15 protein-coding genes are annotated in these 20,242 nt (G+C 64.8%); 6 read left to right on the plus strand and 9 right to left on the minus strand.

Features of this window, described 5'->3' with window-relative positions; genetic code table 11:
* Positions 1-36 precede the first annotated feature (36 nt).
* Positions 37-846, minus strand: coding sequence for a nuclease-related domain-containing protein (locus ACZ5J1_RS02130; RefSeq protein WP_464562057.1), 810 nt, complete (start codon positions 844-846; stop codon positions 37-39).
* A gap of 228 nt (positions 847-1,074) precedes the next feature.
* Here ACZ5J1_RS02130 and ACZ5J1_RS02135 point away from each other — a divergent pair, with 228 nt between their 5' ends.
* Positions 1,075-4,164, plus strand: coding sequence for a DEAD/DEAH box helicase (locus ACZ5J1_RS02135; protein WP_464562059.1), 3,090 nt, complete (start codon positions 1,075-1,077; stop codon positions 4,162-4,164).
* Here the strand turns inward: ACZ5J1_RS02135 and ACZ5J1_RS02140 are convergent.
* From ACZ5J1_RS02140 to ACZ5J1_RS02150, 3 genes are all read right to left on the minus strand, one after another.
* Positions 4,161-5,885, minus strand: a complete 1,725-nt coding sequence (locus ACZ5J1_RS02140) for a DNA/RNA helicase domain-containing protein (protein ID WP_464562061.1) — start codon at positions 5,883-5,885, stop codon at positions 4,161-4,163. The two genes, ACZ5J1_RS02135 and ACZ5J1_RS02140, sit on opposite strands and share 4 nt — an antisense overlap.
* Positions 5,866-6,192, minus strand: a complete 327-nt coding sequence (locus ACZ5J1_RS02145) for a nucleotide pyrophosphohydrolase (protein ID WP_464562062.1) — start codon at positions 6,190-6,192, stop codon at positions 5,866-5,868. The genes ACZ5J1_RS02140 and ACZ5J1_RS02145 overlap by 20 nt, the downstream gene beginning before the upstream one ends.
* Before the next feature lie 205 nt (positions 6,193-6,397).
* On the minus strand, positions 6,398-7,360 hold the full coding sequence (locus tag ACZ5J1_RS02150) for an exonuclease domain-containing protein (RefSeq protein ID WP_464562064.1): 963 nt from the start codon (positions 7,358-7,360) through the stop codon (positions 6,398-6,400).
* 339 nt (positions 7,361-7,699) lie between these two features.
* Between ACZ5J1_RS02150 and ACZ5J1_RS02155 the strand changes: the two genes are divergently transcribed.
* Together ACZ5J1_RS02155 and ACZ5J1_RS02160 are read left to right on the plus strand one after the other, a co-directional pair.
* Positions 7,700-8,305 carry a hypothetical protein gene (locus ACZ5J1_RS02155; RefSeq protein WP_464562066.1) on the plus strand — a complete coding sequence of 202 codons (606 nt, stop codon included), beginning with the start codon at positions 7,700-7,702 and terminating at the stop codon, positions 8,303-8,305.
* Between the two features lie 87 nt (positions 8,306-8,392).
* The gene (locus ACZ5J1_RS02160; protein WP_464562068.1) at positions 8,393-9,565 is read left to right on the plus strand and encodes a helix-turn-helix domain-containing protein; all 1,173 of its coding nucleotides are present in this window, start codon (positions 8,393-8,395) and stop codon (positions 9,563-9,565) included.
* A 47-nt stretch (positions 9,566-9,612) separates the two neighbouring features.
* Here the strand turns inward: ACZ5J1_RS02160 and ACZ5J1_RS02165 are convergent, their stop codons facing one another.
* The 4 genes from ACZ5J1_RS02165 to ACZ5J1_RS02180 all read right to left on the minus strand — a co-directional run bounded on the left by ACZ5J1_RS02165 (position 9,613) and on the right by ACZ5J1_RS02180 (position 14,851).
* Positions 9,613-11,268, minus strand: coding sequence for a UvrD-helicase domain-containing protein (locus ACZ5J1_RS02165; protein WP_464562070.1), 1,656 nt, complete (start codon positions 11,266-11,268; stop codon positions 9,613-9,615).
* The gene (locus tag ACZ5J1_RS02170) at positions 11,265-13,175 is read right to left on the minus strand and encodes an ATP-dependent nuclease (protein WP_464562071.1); all 1,911 of its coding nucleotides are present in this window, start codon (positions 13,173-13,175) and stop codon (positions 11,265-11,267) included. The genes ACZ5J1_RS02165 and ACZ5J1_RS02170 overlap by 4 nt, the downstream gene beginning before the upstream one ends.
* Positions 13,176-13,250: 75 nt before the next feature.
* The gene (locus ACZ5J1_RS02175) at positions 13,251-13,451 is read right to left on the minus strand and encodes a hypothetical protein (protein WP_464562073.1); all 201 of its coding nucleotides are present in this window, start codon (positions 13,449-13,451) and stop codon (positions 13,251-13,253) included.
* Positions 13,448-14,851, minus strand: a complete 1,404-nt coding sequence (locus ACZ5J1_RS02180; protein ID WP_464562075.1) for a tyrosine-type recombinase/integrase — start codon at positions 14,849-14,851, stop codon at positions 13,448-13,450. Before ACZ5J1_RS02180 ends, ACZ5J1_RS02175 begins: the two co-directional genes overlap by 4 nt.
* A gap of 137 nt (positions 14,852-14,988) precedes the next feature.
* On the opposite strand from ACZ5J1_RS02180, the gene ACZ5J1_RS02185 reads away from it, so the two are divergent.
* On the plus strand, positions 14,989-16,953 hold the full coding sequence (locus ACZ5J1_RS02185; RefSeq protein ID WP_464562077.1) for a thioredoxin domain-containing protein: 1,965 nt from the start codon (positions 14,989-14,991) through the stop codon (positions 16,951-16,953).
* Between the two features lies 1 nt (position 16,954).
* On the opposite strand, the gene trhA is transcribed toward ACZ5J1_RS02185, so the two are convergent.
* Positions 16,955-17,698, minus strand: a complete 744-nt coding sequence (gene trhA, locus ACZ5J1_RS02190) for a PAQR family membrane homeostasis protein TrhA (protein WP_464562079.1) — start codon at positions 17,696-17,698, stop codon at positions 16,955-16,957.
* A gap of 155 nt (positions 17,699-17,853) precedes the next feature.
* Between trhA and ACZ5J1_RS02195 the strand changes: the two genes are divergently transcribed.
* A complete protein-coding gene (locus ACZ5J1_RS02195; protein ID WP_464564685.1) occupies positions 17,854-18,573 on the plus strand; it encodes an isoprenyl transferase in 720 nt (239 codons plus the stop codon).
* A 290-nt stretch (positions 18,574-18,863) separates the two neighbouring features.
* Positions 18,864-20,198 (plus strand): PhoH family protein, encoded by a 1,335-nt coding sequence (locus ACZ5J1_RS02200; RefSeq protein ID WP_464562081.1) that lies wholly within the window; start codon positions 18,864-18,866, stop codon positions 20,196-20,198.
* Positions 20,199-20,242: the final 44 nt, after the last annotated feature.

Genomic DNA, 20,242 nt, shown 5'->3' on the forward strand with positions numbered 1-20,242 from the left:
CGGGGCGTCGGAAGGCCAGGGGTAGCGACGACAATCTCAGGTTGAAGCTGATCCGGCCGGGCGTCGTTGAGCTGTCGGCCGCACTTTGAACGCGGCCAATCGATTGAGCAGATCGCGAGCGGAGGCGGCATCGACGTGTTCCCCGTCGATGCCCCTGAGCCATGCGGCCAGATTCGGCCCGGCGACGAACTCCACGTCCCCGTGAATGGCGGATGCGGGCATTCGGTGGCCTTCAGCTCCCCACAAGACGACGATGGGCCGCACCTGATAGGCGGTCCCGGATGACCGATGCCGTGCCCGTGAGTCGCGTTTCAGGGTTCCGACTTGTTCTGATCGCATGATGAGCTCGGCGCGGCGTGAGGCCTTTCGCGCGGAGTCCGCCATGGCCGAAATCTTGTCGGGGGTGACTTCGTTCCGCCACTTCGAGTCAATCGCCAGTACGCCGCCGGCGCGGGTGACAACCACGTGATCGACGTCGCCGCTCGCGACCTCGACGCTGGTGACATAGCCCCAGATTGTCTTACGCCGGGCCGCCTTAAGTACGTCGGTCGTGTTGTCTTCGCCGAACGCTCCTCGCAACAGGAGTATCGCCCGTTGAGAGCTGGCGAGCCACATGACCCCAACCATCCCAACGAAGACTGCGACGATGGTCGCGTGCACGGCTCCCAGTCCGTACCAAAAGGCCGGGACGTGCTGGAGGAGTAGATACTCGACGACGCTGAAGATGGTCCCGAGAGCGAACAAATATGCGCCCACAAGAAGTAGGCGTAGACGGTTGTGACGCAGGTAGTTCCGAAGATCGGCGGCGAGCTGACGCCGGGGGAAGGACTTCTCACTCCGGCTCATTGGGCTGCCCCTCGGTTCTTTCAATCGATTGCGATAGATCCTGGCAGCGGCAGTCGGTCGATGTGAGAGGACGCCAATATTGACGTCCTCCGTATGGCGGATGGTTGCTCGGGACGCGTGGCCTCGGCGCCCCTTCAATACGGGTCCTTCCGTCCCGACACGTCGTAAATCGGGTCGATCTGGTGAACGCGAGTGATGGGGCATGAGAGCTTTGAGTCCGTGACGGAAATGCCGATTGAGCTCGGGCTCCACGAGAGTCTGGTGACTAACGAGCTTCAGGCGGTGCTCGACCTCGCGAGTGAGCTCACCGCGGATATCGCAAACGTCGACACTGCCGACCAGGCGCATGTTCTTGCCCGGCACGTCTACGAGTTGACCCGCCGTGCCCTTGAGGGCCGGACGGACCCTGACCGTCGACTCGGACTCCTGAACGAACTCGTCGCCCTCTTGGATGCGCCCGAGTCATCTGTCATCGCGCCAGCGCGCCAACTTCGGAGCCTGACGCTCCCCGCGGCGCCCGGGGCATTCAGAATTGAATCGGTTCGCCCAAAGACACCGCTGTCCGAGGCTGCCCTGCTGACGAACAGCGCAGGTGAGCCGAATCTTGGAGCGGAACTGCGCGCCGAGATCGACACAGCAGACGAAGTCGACCTGCTGTGCGCCTTCGTCAAGTGGCATGGACTTCGCCTTCTCGAAGACGAGCTCGGACGTTTGCGTCGGCGCGGAGCTCCATTGCGAGTCATCACGACGACGTACATGGGCGCGACGGAGCGAGGTGCTCTCGATCGCCTGGTCCGAGAGCTTGGCGCTGAAGTTCGAATCCAGTACGACGCCGCACGCACCCGGCTGCACGCGAAGGCATGGATGTTCCGTCGCGAGACGAGGTATGACACCGCGTACGTCGGATCCTCGAACCTCTCGCGGGCTGCGCTCCTCGATGGCGTGGAGTGGAACGTCCGACTCTCGCGTGTTGCGACCCCGTCTCTCCTGGAGAAGTTCCGGGCGACCTTCGATACGTACTGGAACGATGCGAGTTTCGAGCTCTACGACCCGGACCGGGATCGCGACCGGCTTGACGACGCCCTTGCTGAGGCGTCAGGGCGCAGGCCAAGCGACCGAGTCACCATCAGCCTCTCAGGACTCGAGGTTCGCCCTTTCCCATACCAACAGCGGATGCTCGACGAGATCGCGGTGGAACGCGAGTTCCACGCACGACACCGCAATCTGGTGGTGGCAGCGACGGGAACGGGGAAGACGGTCGTCGCGGCGCTCGACTACCGACGACTATGCGGTTCGACGCGAGCTGACCGCCCGCGACTTCTCTTCGTGGCTCACCGCAAGGAGATCCTCGAGCAATCGCTGCGGACGTACCGCGAGGTGCTGGCCGACCCAGAGTTCGGGGAGCTCTACGTCGCTGGAGCAAGGCCGGAGCGCTGGGACCACGTCTTTGCCAGCGTCCAGTCACTTCAGTCGTACGGCGTCACCAACATCCCGGCCGATAGCTACGACGTTGTCGTGATCGACGAGTTCCACCACGCCCAGGCGCCGACCTACCGCAGGATCTTGGACCACCTCACGCCTCGAGAACTCTTGGGGCTCACCGCGACTCCGGAACGTGCGGACGGGATCGACGTTCGCGCGGAGTTCTTCGATGGGCGGACGGCGACCGAGCTGCGCTTGTGGGATGCGCTCGGACAAGATCTCCTCTGCCCGTTCCACTACTTTGCCGTCTCGGACGGCACCGACCTTCGTCGCGTCGCGTGGAGTCGTGGGAGGTACGACGAGGCCGAGCTCTCAGACGTCTATACAGGGAACCAAGTTCGGGCGGCGCTTGTTCTCAAGCAACTCCGCGACAAGGTGATCGATCCCGGCGCCATGCGAGCGCTGGGATTCTGTGTCAGCGTTGCCCACGCCCGTTTTATGGCGGACACCTTCACCACCGCTGGCATTGCCGCACGTGCGGTGGATGGCGACACGCCTCCCGCCGAGCGGCAACGCGGGTTGGACGACCTCAAGGCCGGTCGGGTCAACGTCCTCTTTGCTGCTGACCTATTCAATGAGGGATTGGACCTCCCCTCGGTAGACACGGTGCTGTTCCTGCGGCCAACCGAGAGCGCCACGATCTTCCTGCAGCAACTCGGCCGAGGATTGCGTCGAACCCACGACAAGGCGGTTCTGACGGTCCTCGACTTCGTTGGTCATCATCGCCAGGAGTTCAGGTTCGACAAGAAGCTGCGAGCGCTGACGGGTGAGACCCGTCGTGGCCTCGAACGGGAAGTGGAGCGCGGCTTCCCATTCCTGCCGTCGGGATGTCAGATCGTCATGGATCGCCAGGCGCAAAGCCTGATCCTCGAGAATCTTCGAACCCAAGTGGCGAACAGCTGGAGGTCAATGACTGCCGAGCTTCGCTCCTACGGCGATCTCGACTTGGCCACGTTCCTTTACGAATCAGGCCTCGAACTTCCAGACGTGCTTCGGGCCGGTAAGAAGTCGTGGACCCAACTCCGTCGCGATGCTGACCTCCCTACCCCGACTGGCTCCACACACGAGGTTGAGCTGCTCAAGCGCATCCGTGCGTTCGCCCACGTCGACGACGGCGTGCGCGCCGAGGGGTACCAGCGCCTTCTCGCCTCGGACCGGGACTACGGGGATCTGACGCCCGCGGAGCAACGGCTTGCGCGCATGCTGTTCTTCTCTGCGTTCCCGAGCGGAGGGGGTTTCGCTTCGTACGATGAGGGACTCGGAGCCATCCGAAGCGAGCAGGCGGTCACGGCCGAACTCAAGGCGGTGGTCGACCTGGTCTTCGACGAGTCACGGCACGGTGCCGCCCCCATGAGTGGTGCCCTCGCCGACGTGCCGCTTCGAATCCACTCTTCCTACCAGCGCGAGGAGATCCTCGCCGCGCTGGAATACGCAAACCTGCAGCGCAAGCCCACGAGCATGATGCAAGGCGTTGCGTACTCGGAGGGGCTGAATGTCGATGTGCTCTTCGTGACTTTGAAGAAGTCGGAAGCGGACTACTCCCCGACGACGATGTATCGCGACTATCCGATCAGCCCGACGCTGTTTCACTGGGAGTCGCAGAACGCGACGTCGCTGACATCCGCGACCGGAAGGCGCTACCTCGAGGGAACGAGCACGGTGCTGTTGTTCTGTCGTATCGAGCAGCAGGGCGAGTTTGCAACGGCTCCGTACGTCTTCCTTGGACCGGCGTCGTACGTCAGCCATGTCGGAGAGCGTCCCATCGCGATCACATGGAAACTCGAGCACGCCATGCCCAGCGAGTTCTTCGCTGCGGCCAGCCTCGTCAGCGCCTAGACAGTCGCGTTGAAGTACGGGCGCAAGTAGTTGCGAAGACCCTCGTCGCACACGTAGACGTACGTCCCTCGAATGCCTCGGGTGAGTAGGACGGCGTAGATGTTCTGGACGAGGCCCAGGATGTCCTCGTCGCTGAACTTGATGCCTCGGCGGGGCATGTTGTTGGCTGCCGTCGGATCGAAGTAGTTCGCGCGGTCGAACCAAAGCCTGCCCTTGGCGGGGTCGTAACGGAGGTCGCGGCCGATGATCACGCCGGCGTAGTTGAGGTCGTAGCCCTGGATCGTGTGAATGACGCCGACCTCGTCGATGGACGTCGGCGAGCTCACCCAGTCGACGTCCGTCTGATTCCAGCGGAGCCGGATGCCGTCGGCCTCGATGTCGTATGCCGCCTTGTCCTTCTTGCTGCTCCACGGCCAGGCAAACCCGGCGACCATCCGAGCCAGCCCGACCTCGGTCTCACGCGCTTGGATGGCGCGTTGCATGTCGCCAAGGTCATCGAACATGCGGACGTCGTAGTCGGCGAATGACTGCGGCTGGGGCGCGGCGGGGCTCAGGACTGACCGGACGTACGCGACGTAGTCCTCGCCAGCCGCGACGCGCATCTGCGTCATGAGTCGGTAAGTGCGGTGTTGATCGTCATGCCGTGCCATCAGCTTTGCGAGCGTCGAGGAGGAGATGTCACCGGTGTGGACACTCTGAGCTGAGTCCATCAGGAAGACCTGGTGGGTGCTCTTCGCCTTGATCCAGTCGAGCTGAGTGATGTCGGGATCATCGGAGCCGAACAGCTTCGTCGTGATGTCGGAGAACATCTTGTAGAGGGGGCCGGCGGGTTGGTTGCCGCTCTGGCGGAGGCGGTGTGTCTCATCGACGACGAGGAGATCGAAGTGCTCCGCGCTGTTACCAACTTCGAAGGGCGACATCACCATCGAGGGATGCAGCCCGGGAGTTCGTTTGAAGACCCGCTGAATCGTCTTACGCAGCGACATCTGAGGAACGACGAGGCCAAGGCGAAACCCCTGGAGCAGGCCGCGGTAGCCCTCAAGAAAGAACTCAGCCAGCGGCGTATCGGCATCGACCGGCTCCTTGGGATCCCAGGCCTGCACGTCGCTGAGAAGCTTGAGCAGGTAGATCGCAACGACGGTCTTGCCCGTGCCTGGATCGCCCTGGATGACGATCTGGCTCGGGACCCTTGCCTCGATGTCCTCGAACAGGCCTTCAAGGATGTCCAGGACGACGGCCTCCTGGTCCGCCGTCAGCGCCTTGAAGGGGGACAGCTTGAAGAGGTCGGAGTTTTCGATCTGTTGGAGGGTGCTGTTGAAGAGCCCGTCTGCGCGGAGCTCTTCGAAGATGTCGGCGAAAACCTTCTGATAGTCGGCGCGCCCGAAGTAGTCACGGTCGGAGATCCCGACGTTCCGGTTCAGGACTTCGTACGTTCCGTCGCCTGACATCCGCTGGATCAGGAACGACTCAAGGTCGAGGCACACCGACTTGTTGAACGTTGGGTCAAGGACCACTCGAGCCCCGCGCAGCACCTGCTTTTCGGGGGAGGCGAGATGCTGTCGAAAGCGCGTGGCGACGCTGAGCGACTCTCCGATGTAGATCTGATTTGCCCCGTCGAGGGCGTAGACAACTGGCCAGTTGCGGAAGCGAGGTTCGAGGGCAGTCCAAGCCTCGATCTGTTGGGGAGAGAAGGAGCCTCGTTCAATCCGGAAGCTGGTCATACCGCTCGCTTCGGCCTCGGGATCGATCCACGGGGTACTTCGCGCGGGTGGTCTCGAGCTTCTCGAGGACGATCTCGTCGGGGGACAGCTTGAGGCGATCGGCGAGAAGGTAGGCGTAGGTCAGAACATCTGCGAGCTCGGCTTTGACCGCGTCGTTGTCGAATTCGTCGGTCCACTGGAACTGCTCGAGAAGCTCGCCGGCCTCGATGACAATTGACTTGGCGAGGTTCGCTGGCGAGTGAAACTGGGCCCAGTCGCGCTCGGCGACAAACTCCCGGAGCGCTGTCAGTGCCCTTGTCGCAGACATGTGGGAATGCTACCGAGGCCGGCTCGCTCGAGGCTGCGTTTCGGCGCCACGGACCCTGCTTCGACGGAACGATCGGTCGCACGCCGACCCGCCAGGGGCATGAAGATGCCCGACCTCGAGTCCGTTTCCCACAGAGCCTGGCCATTCGGGTGGGGTTGGCCACTGAACGAGATAGCGCGGCCTACGGGACACCGCAGTCCGTCTTTCATGCAAGATTGAGTAACACCTCATTGCCATCGAGACGGTTGCCGTCGAGGCACCGGAGGAAGTCGTCCTCAGTCATCACCTCGATCTCCTGACCCTTGTCTTGCAAATCAAATGCCTTGCGTGTTTTGCCGGTGAGGTTGGAGCCGGGTCGGAGGACAGCGGGATTGATGTCGCCAACGACGAGAACGTTGGTGCGCTTTGTCGTGTCCGACTCAGCAAGTGCTCCGACTCGGGAACACTCCTCCCATGCGATCTGCCGCGTCATCGACATCAGCTTGCCCGTGAATACGACAACCCGGCCGAACAAGTAGCCGCCCTGGTCGGCGTCCGGGTTGAGGTCCGGCCTCACGAGGTGGCCGTTGCTGCTGGCCGTGGTAACGCTACCGCTGTAGATGCCGCTGCTCATGAGCCCGACTCGAACCTTCACGGACTCAGCGAGTGAGTCGAGGTCTGTGACACCTTGCTTGTCGGCGAGACGGCGGATGACTTCGACGACGGCGTAGGCGTCCGCGAGGGCGTCGTGGTGGTTTTCGAGGGGAAAGCCGAGGTGCTCTGCGACGTACGGAAGCCTGTAGGTCGGCAGGGCAAGGCACCGCCGGGCCATGACGAGAGTGCAGAGGAAGCGCATTTCGGGCCACTCGATGTTGTCGATGGCGCAGGCATAGCGGATTACGCCGATGTCGAAGCCCGCGTTGTGGGCAACCACTACGTCGTTCCCGATGAAGTCCACGATGTGGGGAAGGATGTCCTTCCATCGCGGTGCGTCGGCCACCATTTCGGCGGTGATCCCGTGGATGGCGATGTTCCAGCCATCGAACCAGTCAGCGCCCTCGGGCGGGCGGATTAGATAATGTCGCTCGTCGACGGCGCGCCCGTCGCGAACTCGAACGAGGCCGACTGAACAGGGTGAACCTCGGTAGTAGTTTGCGGTCTCGAAGTCGATCGCGGTGTAGTTGAGCATCGCGTCAAACCAGCGCCCGTTCGACGACGCGGGCTGAGAAGACTGATGGGAAGTCCTGAGCCGGCGGCTCAGTGCTGTTCTTGGGCATCGCCTGCTCCTTGTTACTCGATTCCTATCGACGCACAGTACGGCTGAGCGCCGATGGGTGTGGTTGAAACTGCGAACGGCGCGGCGAGCGAACGCCACTAATTGGAGGCCAGGGGCGCTCGCGGCGGTATGACGCAAGATCTGCGCGGCGCGGCCAGGGTCTCAGGTCTGCGCCAGACGGCGCAGGTGGTCGGGCGACACGCGATGTGACATTGTCTTGAAATCGTTTCCAACAAATGTCACACTTCCGATATGGACAGGATGCACCGCCTCGCCGACGAGGTCCGCGCGGTTTTCGAGGACCGTGGCTACAAGGTGGACAAGGCGACCAGCCTCGACCGCGCGTTTAGCCGTTCGCGCCGCTCGCAGTCGAGCCTGAGCCGCGACCTGGTGCTCGACGCCATTGAGCACGCCGCGTCCGGCCTGGGTCTCGGATTCGGGCCGGTTCGAGGTGGCGCGTACGACATCGGGTACGTCACCGACGGCGCGGACCGCCGGTTCCGTGTGCGGAAGGCAGCCATCAACCCGGAGACCGGTGAGTACGAGATCGTGGCTGGGTCTGAAAACTTCATGGTCATTGATGACGCCGAACCTGAGTCGATGTACCCGACCGAGCGCTGGGTCTTCGCCCTCACGACCGACGGCGCCGGCATGGTCATCGACATCTTCGCTGCGCGCGTTCTGGACACTACAGACGAGACCGTTCCCCGTCTCGTGCTCGGTGATGTGATCCCGCTCGGCGAGAGCATTTACAACCCGCCGACACCCGGTACCTACGTTCCCGACGACGAGGACGACCTCGGTGACTTCGATAAAGAGCAGGACGACCAGGACGAGGATGAGACCGGACTCGGGTAGCCACTAGATGCTGCTCGACGCCCAACTACCTTCCCCAATCCGCGTCGACACCCAATGGCGCGGGACAGTTGAACGGACCGACCCGTCATGAACTCCTTCCTCGACCATGGCCGAATCCACCGTCTCCGGACCGCTCGCGGCCTGACTCAAGCTGAGCTTGCAGACAGCATCGAGGTTCCCGCCAGCGTGCTGTCCCGCATGCTCACCGGAAGCCTCGCCGTCGATGATGAAGCAGCCAACAGGTTGGCCGTAGAGCTCGACTGCGCGCCGGCACTTTTGCGCCGGGGGACAAACGATGTCCTTTTCACGCGCCCGTGGCTGCGCGCCTACGCCGATGCCCCGAAGAAGACGGTCGACCAGAACGTCGCCGACGCGGTCCTGGCGCTCGAGGCCTTCGAGTCACTGCGCCTCAAGCGAATCCCGGAACATCTGCCGCTGTTCGCGGGCGATCCGAACAACGACGAAGACATCGACGAGTTCGCCGCACAGGTCCGTGACGCCGCCGAGGTCGGTTCACCTGTGGCGGTGCCGAACGTCACGCGCGCGGCCGAGCGGCTCGGGTGCGTCGTTCTGCCGATGGATCATGAGCTGGGCAAGCACTTGGGCATGTCAATGCACGTCGACGGTGTTCCGGTTTTGCGCGCCAGCCGTCCCAGCAGCGACGGCGGCATCCCGGGCGACCGACAACGGTTTACGGTCGCGCACGAGTTGGGGCACCTGACCATGCACTCGACTTGCCCACCGCCAGAGACCACCGAACAGGCCAGGGTCATCGAGAAACAAGCACATCGGTTCGCTGGCGCGTTCCTCCTGCCGGGGGATGCGTTTCTCGACGACCTCGAGGCCCGTGGGCGGGGACGCGTCACCCTCGCCACCCTCGCGCAGATGAAGGAACATTGGGGTGTCGCTATCAAGGCGATGGTCGTTCGCCTTCAGAACCTCCATCGCATCGACGTCGACCAGGCGCGCAGCCTCTACAAGCAGATTTCGGCGCGATCCTGGAACAAGGCTGAGCCCGTTGAAGTGCTCAACGAGCGCGCGATCTGGCTTGAGAAGGCGCTCGCGAAAAGGTTCCCCGATGGTGACGCTGTCGCGTCTGCAGCGGATGGAAGTGAACTGGGACGCTCGTACTTCGAGTCTTGGCTGCGTTGGGAGGCAGTCGAGCAACGCGACGCCAGCATCATCGCGTTCCCGGTTGAGACGACTGACGAACGAGGTCGAACTCGGCCGCGGAAACCAGGGACTGTCACACGCCTCTGATCCCGCGCCGGCGACTATGCGGTGCAAGACGCTTGACCGCTTCGGCTCTACTCAGATGCGTAACCCACGAACTCTTGATGAGCGTGCCTGGTCTCGTCCCACCGACGAGGGGCGTCGGGCGGGCGCGCCCGATTGGCCGCAGTCGTGAGAAGCAGTTCTTCCTTTGCTCTGGACACGGCTACAAAGAACTCAGCGCGGCTGTCGTCCTCCCCGCCCCAGAACAACTCACGCTCAACTCCGAGCACGATGACCTTTTCGAACTCGAGACCCTTGCACTTGTGGATGGTGAGGATCCGAACCGCATCCTCCTCAGACAGGCGTCTGAGAGCAGCGAGGGGATCGCCGTCTTTTGCGAGTTCCGAGCCGAACGCGTCGACTGTTTGCGAGATGACCTCGTCGAGGCGCTGACCGCGCTGATAGTCAGGTGAGAGTGTCGCCAAGGCCGACACGGACGTCAGCTCGACGAAGTCGGTGATGAGGGCCGTCCACTTCTCGATGCTTGACCTGGCGGGGATGCCTTCGCGCACGTCCCGTCGTCTGAGCATCAAGAAGCTGCTCAACGCCCGCGCGTTCCTGAGAGCAACTTCTTCTGTCGGACTGAGGGTCGCCGCAACCCGCATGAGGTGCGCGTAGGCCGCCGAGCGGCCGGCGTCAGCGAGAACCCGAACCAGGTCGAGGATCAGGGCGGCCACGGGCTCTGCGGTCAGATCTTGGCGCGCCTGCTCGTTGCGTGACGGGACATCACGCGCATGAAGTTCGGTCATGAGTTCGTGGCAAACGAGGTGCGCCTGTTGTCGGACAAGCACCGCTATCTCGTGCGGTTCGACACCCGCGCTCAGCCAACCTTCGATTCGGTCCGCGACACCTTTCGCCTCCTCGGAGGCAGAGCCGAAGGTAAGCACCTCGACGCTGCCGTCGGCGCCTTGGATGTCTTCTGGGTCGACGGCCGCCGGCGGGTCCATCACGAGCACCATACGGTTTTGCATCCGGCGGAGCGTCGGGGCCGAGCGGAAGTTCTGGTAGAGGGTGAGAGAGCTTGCACTGAAGTCGTCCGCGAAGGTCTTCATGATGCCGTCGAGCGCCCCCGCAAACTTCATGATGCGTTGCTTCGGGTCGCCTACCGCGGTCAGAACTGCGCTGCTGTCGAGAAACGCCTCCTTCAGTAGTTCGTACTGCTTCGCTGTCGCGTCCTGGAACTCGTCGAGGAACACATGGGTGTACGTCTGGCGGATGGCGTTTCGCGCATGCGGGCTCGTTCGGAGGATGAAGGCGGCGAGCCGAACAAGGTCATCGAAGGTGATTTGCTCGTGCTGGATGCGCTGAGTTCCGTGAAGGGTGTACTCGGCATCAAGGGCGTCGGTTCCGGTGAGCAGCACGCGGTAGTTGTCGACTATTCGTTTGGCGAAGGCGTGGAAAGTGAAGCTGTCGAACCGCGCTGCCAACTGCTCGCCGCAGCGTCGGCGCACGCGTTCACGGATGTTGCGTGCTGCGTCGACCTTGAACGAGATCGCCAGGATTCGTCTTGGGTAGGGGCAACTGCCTGTCGTGAGGAGGTAGTCGGCTCGCTGGGCTAGTAGTTCGGTCTTGCCCGCACCGGGCCCGGCCGACACCACGACGTCAGTAACTTGCTCCCGCGCTGCCAGGAGCGCGTTCTTCTCGAGGGTGATCCCGTCCGCCGGTTCCCAGGTCTCCGCGGAGATCATTCGGGCGTTGACTCGAGGCGCTTGCGGACAGCGTCGAGTAGTCGTGCGAGTGGATCTGGAAGGGCATCGACGAGCAACTCGTCCTGTCCGTCGAAGGTTGCCATGGCAGCCAGGTGGCTCGCCGGTTTGCTTCCGAGCTTGAACTGCTTCTGGTACTCGCGAAACAGGTTGAGCTGCTCGGCCGAGTAGTGGCGCGTATTGACATGGCTCTTGCCGAGTACCGCAACCTTTGTCGAATGGCCCGGCGGGGCGGTGTCAGTTGCGCAATAGGCGTCGGGGTACGCCTCCAGCATCATCAGGTCCAGGTCGAGGGGGTGGGAGAAGAACACTCCTTTGCTCTCAAGCCAGGCGATCCAGCCCTTGCGCTCCTCATACACGGGAAATGCCCGGTCGGCGTCCCATGGGTGCAAGTCGTCGATCTTGTCCTGCGGAACTGCAGCAGCGGTGTGAAGATTCAGCTGGTTGGCGGCGTAGCGAATCCTGCCCCAGCCGCCGTGGTAGCGCCCGCTGTCCAGGTCCAGCAGGGTGAGGTAGGGAATCTCGAGGCGTTCGAGCAGCCGCCAGAAGTGGTGCACGTGGCGACCACCGAGAGGGACCACGCTCACGGCCACGTCGTCGTCCGCCATGCCTGCGGCGGCGAGCGTTCGAGGCAAGACGATCTGCTCGCTGTCACCTTCGCCGAGGATGACGAGGCGGGCGAAGTACAGCTCCGGGTACGCGCGAACTGCCTCGCGGACGTACTTCGCGGCATCGTTGCCATCGTCAGGCATCAGTACGGTACGAACCTGTGTCGTGCGGTCGTTGCCCAGCCGAAGGAACCGGATGTTCTCCGGTTCAACTCGGTGAAGAAGCGCCGGCGCGTGAGTCGCAACGAGCCCTTGGACGTCTTCGTCGGAGCAGACCGTCCGAAGCTGGCGAAGGATCCTGCCCAGATGCTGGGGCGCCAGGCTGTTCTCGGGTTCCTCCAGTGCCAGGATCACGTGGACCGGAGGTCGCAACTTGTCCGCGTCGAACGATGTCTCGGCGCCGCTAAGTACATTCCGAGCTATGCCTCGCCAGGCGAGAACGAGCGTGATGTAGAGGAGCGACTTCTGGCCATCGCTCAGTCGGTCGAAGTCAACGGTTCCTCCCCCGGGACCTGGAGCGAATGTCATCGTGAGTTGACGGAGGACGCCGTCGAGCTCGCCACGGCCAAACGCGATCGACGGGTCCTTGAAGAAGCTTCCTTTGTGAAGCGTCGACCACGCGGCCTGTACTTCCGCTCCGATTCCGGCGACGGCAGGGTTGGCGACCATGGACGCGGAGAGTTCGTCCGCAAGGCGAACCATCTCGACCCGCTCGTCAGTCCAGTCGGCGGCGCGCAACATCCTTGCTAGAAGGGACGCGGCTGTGAAAGCGACGTGGTCAACGGGGTCTCGACGCGCAGGCAGGTAGTGCACCTCGATCGCCGCGCGATCGTGCCGAGACATCTCCGACAGTCGAGTTGGCTGGCCGTCTTGGTCGGTCTGCGTGACGTACTCGATCTTCTCGTCGATGTAGCCGTCGATCTCGAGCGTGGCGGTGAGGCGGACCCGGATACGCGGAACGCCGTCAGCGGTCTCCAACGCCATGTGCGTGAAGAAGGGCGGAATCGAGGGGAAGTTGCCGTCGTCGTCGGCGGTCTCTTCGAACTCGATGTCGGCTTCCAGCCACAACTCATTGTCGGTGTCGTCGGGAGCCGTTCCGAAAGCGACATGAAAGTCGGAAGGCTGCACCCGGCGCATGGACGGGACCGGGCTGAAGAGGCGTGCTAACGCCTGCAGTACTGCGGTCTTTCCCGAACCGTTGGGGCCAAGTACGAAGGTGAGCCTGTTCAGCTCGATTTCGGTTGGAGTCGGTCCAAACGACTGAAAGTTCTTCAGACGCAAGTGACATAGCTTCATTTCTCGTCCTGGCTCGTTGACTGAATTTGGCGCGCGCCCGCAGTGCGACGATCCCTGACGCTAGTAGGCAAGTCCGTCGCTTCGGCTGCGGATGGCAGTTTTCCTAGTGATGCAGATGGCCGATGCCGCGCCGGCGGCGCCGATCAGCCGCTTCATCGGCGACGCGGCCCGAATGGCAGGCGAGTTCTGGTTTTCACGCATGTGCGGGTCAGGGCGCGTCATTCTGGGCGAAATGGTCCAGGTGGGGTGGTCGATGGTCACCGAGTCGCGAGCTTCTCGACCGAGCTGCGCAGGGCGTCCTCGCCGGCGCGGACGTAGTGGTTCAGCACGGTGGTGAGTTTGTCGCCGAGGTACTGGGCGACGACCTCCCACGGCTCCCCGAGTTCCTCGTGGAACCACCGTGTGGCGGCGTGGTGGCGGAGGTTGCGGTAGACGATCGTCCGCGGCCAGGCGTTGTCCGGGTCGTTCTCCTCGACCCAGCGGCGGACGCGGTGCCAGCGATCGTTGTGCATCTCGGGCTTCACCGGCAGGTCGGTGACCGTATCGATGAAGAGCCACTGCTCCTCGTGCGGATCGATCGGGTAGTTCCACCAGGTGAGGGTGGAGTCGCCATCGCGCAGCGCGAGCTTGGCGCGGCGGTCGCGTTCCTCCTCCTGGCGGTTGAGGACCTGCTGCATGGCGGCGGTTTCGGGGAGGCCGAGGAGCTCCTTCACTCGCGGCAGAAGCTGCTCGATCATCAGGGAGCGGGGGAGGGGGACCTCGTGGATGACATGGTTCTTCACCGGCCCACGGAAGCCGGGTGCGTGACGAGGTGCGATCCAGCTGCCGTTGACCTGGACGTAGCCGCGGTCGAAGAAGACGTCGACCGCGCGCAGTCCGTTCTGCTCACTGAGTCGAAGCCCGCCGTACGCTGCGACGCGGATCTTGGTGCCGAACAGCGGCAGCCGGGTCATCAGGGGATCCCGCCCGGCGGGGCCGCAGAGGGCGTCGGCGCCGGCGGCCATCGCTTCGACCTGGCGGGTCTCCGGCCGCAGACGCGGGTCGACGTAGTGCGCGGTCGCGCCTTGGAACACCGTCGTCCTGCCGATCTCGAGACCGTCGAGGGGGTCGATCGAGCGGTCGAGCCAGCCGAGACGCCAGGCCAGCTTGCGCAGCGCGGCCAGCTCGGTGCGGAGGTTCTCCTTGCCGCGGGCGGAGTGGATCGTCTTCATCCCTTTCTCCATCACCTTGCGGCTGTGCTCGAGGCGCCACTTCGAGACCGGCAGGGTGCCGATGGTCGGGAGGATGTGGGCGTTGAGTCGGGAGAGTCGATTCTCGATCGTCCGCACCCCCTTGCCTCGCGCACGGCTGTCCTCGATGTACTCGGCCGCGAGAACGGCGATGGTCTGGGCCGCCTGCTCCCGGGTGCTGGTCGGTGTGGGCCGGTCGGTGTCGAGGGCGGCTTCGGCCTGGGCGAAGATCGCGCGGGCTTCGTCCTCGGTCGCTGCTCGACGCAGGACGCGTTTCCACTGTTCGCCTTCACCGGCCGGTGCTTTGAAGAAGACCTGGAAGCCGGAGCCGTCGCTGTTGGCGTAGAGGCGTACCCGCCAGACCTGGCGACTACCGCCGAGGCGGCGCTCTTTGCCTTGGGCGAGGAGGGTCGTCTTCTTGCGAGATGCCATCGACGCGCCTCCTAGGCTGGGGTTCAACAGGACCCGGATGGATCTCATTCTACGCCCATTCGGCCTCGAGTTTGCATCACGAGTTTGCATCAACGACCGTTGATGACCCCCGATGACGACGACTGGAAGTGCTGAGAATGGCGAACCGACTGGCCAACTCGACGAGCCCATATCTGCAAGATCATGCAGGTCAGCCCGTAGATTGGTGGGAATGGAGCTCCGAAGCATTCGCCGAGGCGAAGCGTCGTGACGTGCCCATCCTGTTGAGTGTCGGATACTCAGCCTGTCACTGGTGCCACGTGATGGCGCACGAGTCGTTCGAGGACGCCGCGACGGCGGCGTACATGAACGAGCACTTCGTGAACATCAAGGTCGACCGGGAAGAACGGCCCGATGTCGACGCGGTTTACATGTCTGCGGTCACCGCGATGACCGGTCAGGGCGGGTGGCCAATGACGGCGGTGCTTGACCACGAGGGGGCGCCCTTCTTCGCCGGCACGTACTTCCCCGACCAGCCGCGGCATGGGCAACCCGCGTTCACGCAGGTGCTTCAGGCGTTGAGTCAGGCCTGGGAGACGCAGCGGGAGGAGGTTGCCTCCATCGCCGCCAACGTCAGCGAGCATTTGCGCCGTGAGCAGGCTCCGGTGGGAGGGACGCCTGCAGCCTGGGATCTCGACGCTGCGGTGACGGCGTTGGCCGAGCAGTTCGATCCGATGGCCGGAGGGTTTGGGGGAGCGCCCAAGTTCCCGCCGTCGATGGTGTTGGAGTTTCTGCGCCGCGCCCCCGGCGACCAAGCCCGGATGATGCTCAACCGGACCGTCGCGGCGATGGCGGGGTCGGGGATTTACGACCAGATCGGTGGGGGCTTCGCGCGCTACGCCGTCGACCGCGGGTGGGTGGTGCCGCACTTCGAGAAGATGCTCTACGACAACGGTCTGTTGCTCGGGCTCTACGCCCGGCTGGGCACGGAGCTCGGGGACCGGATCGCCGGCGAGACGGCCGACTTCCTGATCCGCGAGCTGCGCACCCCCGAGGGTGGCTTTGCCAGCGCGCTGGACGCCGACACCGAGGGGGAGGAGGGCAAGTTCTACGCCTGGACCCCTGCCCAGCTCACCGAAGCGCTCGGGGTGGAGCGTGGGGCTTGGGCGGCGAGCCTCTTCGAGGTCACCGAGGCCGGCACGTTCGAGCACGGGACGTCGACCCTGCAGCTGCGGCACCGACCCGCCGATCCGACCGACCTGCGCCGCCTGGCCGAGATCAAGGCTCGGCTCGTCGAGGCGCGTTCCGCTCGGGTGTACCCGGCGCGGGACGACAAGGTCGTCGCCGCCTGGAACGGTCTGGCGATCAGCGGCCTGGTTGACGCCTCACTCCGGCTCGGGCGCGCTGACCTCCTCGACGCCGCGATCGCCGCGGGCACCCTGCTGTGGGACCTCCACCTGGTCGACGGTCGACTCCGGCGGGTGTCCCGCGACGGGGTGGTCGGGGCGCACGCGGGCGTGCTCGAGGACTACGGCTGTGTCGCCGAGGGGTTCCTCGCCTTGGCTCGTGCCACCGCAGACCCGACCTGGCTCACTCGGGCGACCACGCTGCTCGACACCGCGCTCGAGCTCTTCACAGCAGCCGACGGGGCGTTCGATGACACTCCGCACGACGCGACCGACCTGATCGCTCGCCCGCGGGAGCTCAGCGACAACGCAAGCCCGTGCGGCACCAGCGCGATGGCACAGGCGCTGTTGACCGCGCATGTCCTGACGGGGGAGCACCGCTACCGGGAGCGGGCCGAGCAGGCGCTCGCTGCCATGGCCGAGGTCGTCGAGAAGGCTCCCCGGTTCGCCGGGCACGCACTCACCGTCGCCACGATCCTGAACGCTGGGCCGGAGGAGATCGCGATCATCGGCCCGGCTGGTGCCGAGCGAGATGCATTGCTCCATGCCGCGATGGCGCGGCCTGGAGGGATCGTCGCCGTTGCTGAGGAGGCCACCTCGGAGATTCCGCTGCTGGCCGACCGGCCGATGCGGGACGGGAAGCCGACGGCGTACGTCTGTCGGGGTTTCGTCTGTCAGGCCCCGGTCACGGATCCGGAGGCGCTGAGTCAGGTCTGACTCAGCGCAGGGCGTAGGTCGCCATCGAGATCCCGGTGTAGTGCGCGACGAACGCCAGGATCGTGAAGACGTGGAACACCTCGTGGAAGCCGAACCAGCGCGGCCAGGGGTTGGGGCGCTTGAAGCCGTAGACGACACCGCCAACGGTGTAGAGGCCGCCGCCGACGCAGATCATCGTGAAGATCGCGATCCCGATGCCCACGCCGAGCGCGGTCGCGCCGTCGAAGAAGGCGGGGATGAAGAAGACCGCCGCCCAGCCCAGGGCGACGTAGATCGGGACGTAGAGCCAGCGCGGGGCGTCGGTCCAGAAGATCCGGAAGAAGACGCCGAGGATCGCGCCCGACCAGACCACGGAGAGCAGCGTCACCCGGGCGGCGCCGTCGAGCAGGATGAGCGAGAACGGCGTGTACGAGCCGGCGATCAGCAGGAAGATGTTCGCGTGGTCCCAGCGCCGCAGGAACGCGTGCGAACTCGGGCGCCAGTGGCCGCGGTGGTAGGTCGCCGAGACCCCGAACAGCATCAGCGCGGACAGGCTGAACACGATCGCGCCGATCTTCGCCTTGCCCTCGGGGGCGAGCACGATCAGGACGATGCTGGCGGCCAGGATCAGCGGGACGCTGCCGGCGTGGATCCAGCCACGGAGCTTCGGCTTGAGCTCGGCGATGCGCTCGCTGACGGTTTCAGCCGCGTCGGTGACGACGGCCTCGACCCGGTCCCGGAAGTCACCGGTGCGTGCGCTGTTCATGGAATGACGGTACCCGTCCTTCCTGAGGACCAACCAATGAACCGCACCGGTCGTCCTGATCCCTGACCGATCGGAGGAGTGGGACTACCCTGAGCGTCGTGGCAGATTGGAAGGACGGCGTTCGCCGAGCGGTCTATCCGGCGTATGAGGCGCGGATGCTCCGCCGCCTCGATCCCGCCACTCTCCCGCAGCACATCGGGGTGATGCTCGACGGCAACCGGCGCTGGGCCAAGGCGGTCGGACGCGACACTGCCCACGGTCACCGCGCGGGTGCGGCCAACATCGAGCCGATGCTCACCTGGTGCGAGGAGGTCGGGATCCAGGTGGTCACGTTGTGGCTGCTCTCGACCGACAACCTGGAGCGCCCCGAGTCCGAGCTGCTCCCGCTGCTGGAGATCATCGAGGAAGCCGTCGACTCCCTCGCCGACCAGAAGCGCTGGCGCCTCCACATGGTCGGCGCTCTCGACCTGCTGCCGGCCGCCACCGCGGCGCGGCTCAAGGCGGCCGAGGAGGGCACCCGCGACGTCGACGGGCTCCTGGTCAACATCGCCGTCGGCTACGGCGGGCGCCGCGAGATCGCCGACGCGGTCCGCTCCCTGCTGGCCGAGGCCGCCGAGAAGGGCACCTCCCTCGAGGAGCTCGCGCAGATCATCGACGTCGAGCACATCGCCGATCACCTCTACACCAAGGGTCAGCCCGACCCGGATCTCGTCATCCGTACGTCGGGGGAGCAGCGCCTCGGCGGGTTCCTGCTGTGGCAGTCGGCGAAGTCGGAGTTCTACTTCTGCGAAGCGCTCTGGCCGGACTTCCGGCGGGTCGACTTCCTCCGCGCGCTGCGTGATTACGCCAAGCGCGAGCGTCGCCTGGGACGTTGATCCCAGGTCGTTTGAGTCACTCGGTCTCGAAACAAACTGTTCACCGCGGAATCCCGGCGTGTTGCGCTGGTGATGCGGCTGCCCGACGTACTTTCTGAAGTAACAGCAGGTGGGGAAGCCTGCTGAACCAGGAGGCCCGTTCGTGATTGCTCACGACCTACAGATTCGGCTCGCAGACGCGCGTCGAGTCGAGGGAGGCCGCCGCCCCGGCCTTCGGGTGACCCGGTCCAACTGTGTGATCTGAGGCCGGGCGAGGGGTGTGCGCCGCGGCCTGTTTGAGGTGAAACGCCGTGGCCAAGGCAGTTCAGAACTCGGGACAGCAGCAGGCGAACGTCAAGACCTACGTCCTCGACACCAGCGTCCTGCTGGCCGACCCAGGTGCTCTCAAACGCTTCGCTGAGCATGAGGTCGTCCTGCCGGTCGTGGTGGTGACCGAGCTCGAAGGAAAGCGCCACCACCCCGAGCTGGGCTTCTTCGCCCGGACAGCCCTGCGCACGCTCGACGACCTGCGGATCGAGCACGGACGCCTCGACGCACCGGTTCCGATCGGCGACGAGGGCGGCTCCCTGCGGGTCGAGCTCAACCACACCTCCCCGGACGCACTGCCGTCGGGCTTCCGGCTCGGCGACAACGACACCCGCATCCTTGCCGTGGCGAAGAACCTCGCCGACGAGGGCTGCGACGTCGTCCTGGTCTCCAAGGACCTGCCGCTGCGGATCAAGGCGTCCGCGGTCGGCCTCGAGGCCGAGGAGTACCGCGCCGAGGCGATCTCCGCCTCCGACACCGGCTACTCCGGCATGGCCGAGCTCGAGGTCAGCTCCGCCGACCTCGACGAGCTGTACGACGACGGCGTGCTCGCCCTCGCCGAGGCCCGCGACCTGCCCTGCCACACCGGACTCGTCCTGCTGTCGGACCGCGGCACCGCGCTCGGTCGGGTCGGACCCGACAAGCAGGTCCACCTCGTCCGCGGCGACCGCGAGGCGTTCGGCATCCACGGCCGCTCCGCCGAGCAGCGGATCGCCCTGGAGATCCTGCTCGACCCCGAGGTCGGCATCGTCTCCCTCGGCGGGCGCGCCGGCACCGGCAAGTCGGCGATGGCGCTGTGCGCCGGCCTCGAGGCCGTGATGGAGCGCCGCCAGCACAAGAAGGTGATCATCTTCCGCCCGCTCTTCGCGGTCGGCGGCCAGGAGCTCGGCTACCTGCCCGGCTCAGAGGCCGAGAAGATGGGGCCGTGGGGCCAGGCGGTCTACGACACCCTCGGCGCGATGGCATCACAGGACGTGATCGACGAGATCGTCGACCGCGGCATGCTCGAGGTGCTGCCGCTGACCCACATCCGTGGCCGCTCGCTGCACGACGCCTACGTGATCGTCGACGAGGCGCAGTCGCTGGAGCGCAACGTGCTGCTCACAGTGCTGTCGCGAATCGGCGCCAATTCCAAGGTCGTGCTCACCCACGACGTCGCCCAGCGTGACAACCTGCGAGTGGGCCGCCACGACGGTGTCGTCGCGGTGATCGAGAAGCTCAAGGGCCACCCCTTGTTCGCGCACGTCACCCTGACCCGGTCGGAGCGCTCGCCGATCGCGGCCCTGGTCACCGAGATGCTGGAGAACTACGTCCAGTAACTCTCGGTTGACCCCAGGTTCCACGTGACTGATGTGACTCACGT

It is taken from the genome of Nocardioides sp. JCM 18999 (assembly GCF_055391175.1).

Excerpts from the sequence above, each read along its gene's own strand:
- ACZ5J1_RS02130 (WP_464562057.1), bottom strand. The coding sequence starts at position 846 with ATGAGCCGGAGTGAGAAGTCCTTCCCCCGGCGTCAGCTCGCCGCCGAT.
- ACZ5J1_RS02135 (WP_464562059.1), top strand. The coding sequence starts at position 1,075 with ATGCCGATTGAGCTCGGGCTCCACGAGAGTCTGGTGACTAACGAGCTT.
- ACZ5J1_RS02140 (WP_464562061.1), bottom strand. The coding sequence starts at position 5,885 with ATGACCAGCTTCCGGATTGAACGAGGCTCCTTCTCTCCCCAACAGATC.
- ACZ5J1_RS02145 (WP_464562062.1), bottom strand. The coding sequence starts at position 6,192 with ATGTCTGCGACAAGGGCACTGACAGCGCTCCGGGAGTTTGTCGCCGAG.
- ACZ5J1_RS02150 (WP_464562064.1), bottom strand. The coding sequence starts at position 7,360 with ATGCTCAACTACACCGCGATCGACTTCGAGACCGCAAACTACTACCGA.
- ACZ5J1_RS02155 (WP_464562066.1), top strand. The coding sequence starts at position 7,700 with ATGGACAGGATGCACCGCCTCGCCGACGAGGTCCGCGCGGTTTTCGAG.
- ACZ5J1_RS02160 (WP_464562068.1), top strand. The coding sequence starts at position 8,393 with ATGAACTCCTTCCTCGACCATGGCCGAATCCACCGTCTCCGGACCGCT.
- ACZ5J1_RS02165 (WP_464562070.1), bottom strand. The coding sequence starts at position 11,268 with ATGATCTCCGCGGAGACCTGGGAACCGGCGGACGGGATCACCCTCGAG.
- ACZ5J1_RS02180 (WP_464562075.1), bottom strand. The coding sequence starts at position 14,851 with ATGGCATCTCGCAAGAAGACGACCCTCCTCGCCCAAGGCAAAGAGCGC.
- ACZ5J1_RS02185 (WP_464562077.1), top strand. The coding sequence starts at position 14,989 with ATGGCGAACCGACTGGCCAACTCGACGAGCCCATATCTGCAAGATCAT.
- trhA (WP_464562079.1), bottom strand. The coding sequence starts at position 17,698 with ATGAACAGCGCACGCACCGGTGACTTCCGGGACCGGGTCGAGGCCGTC.
- ACZ5J1_RS02195 (WP_464564685.1), top strand. The coding sequence starts at position 17,854 with ATGCTCCGCCGCCTCGATCCCGCCACTCTCCCGCAGCACATCGGGGTG.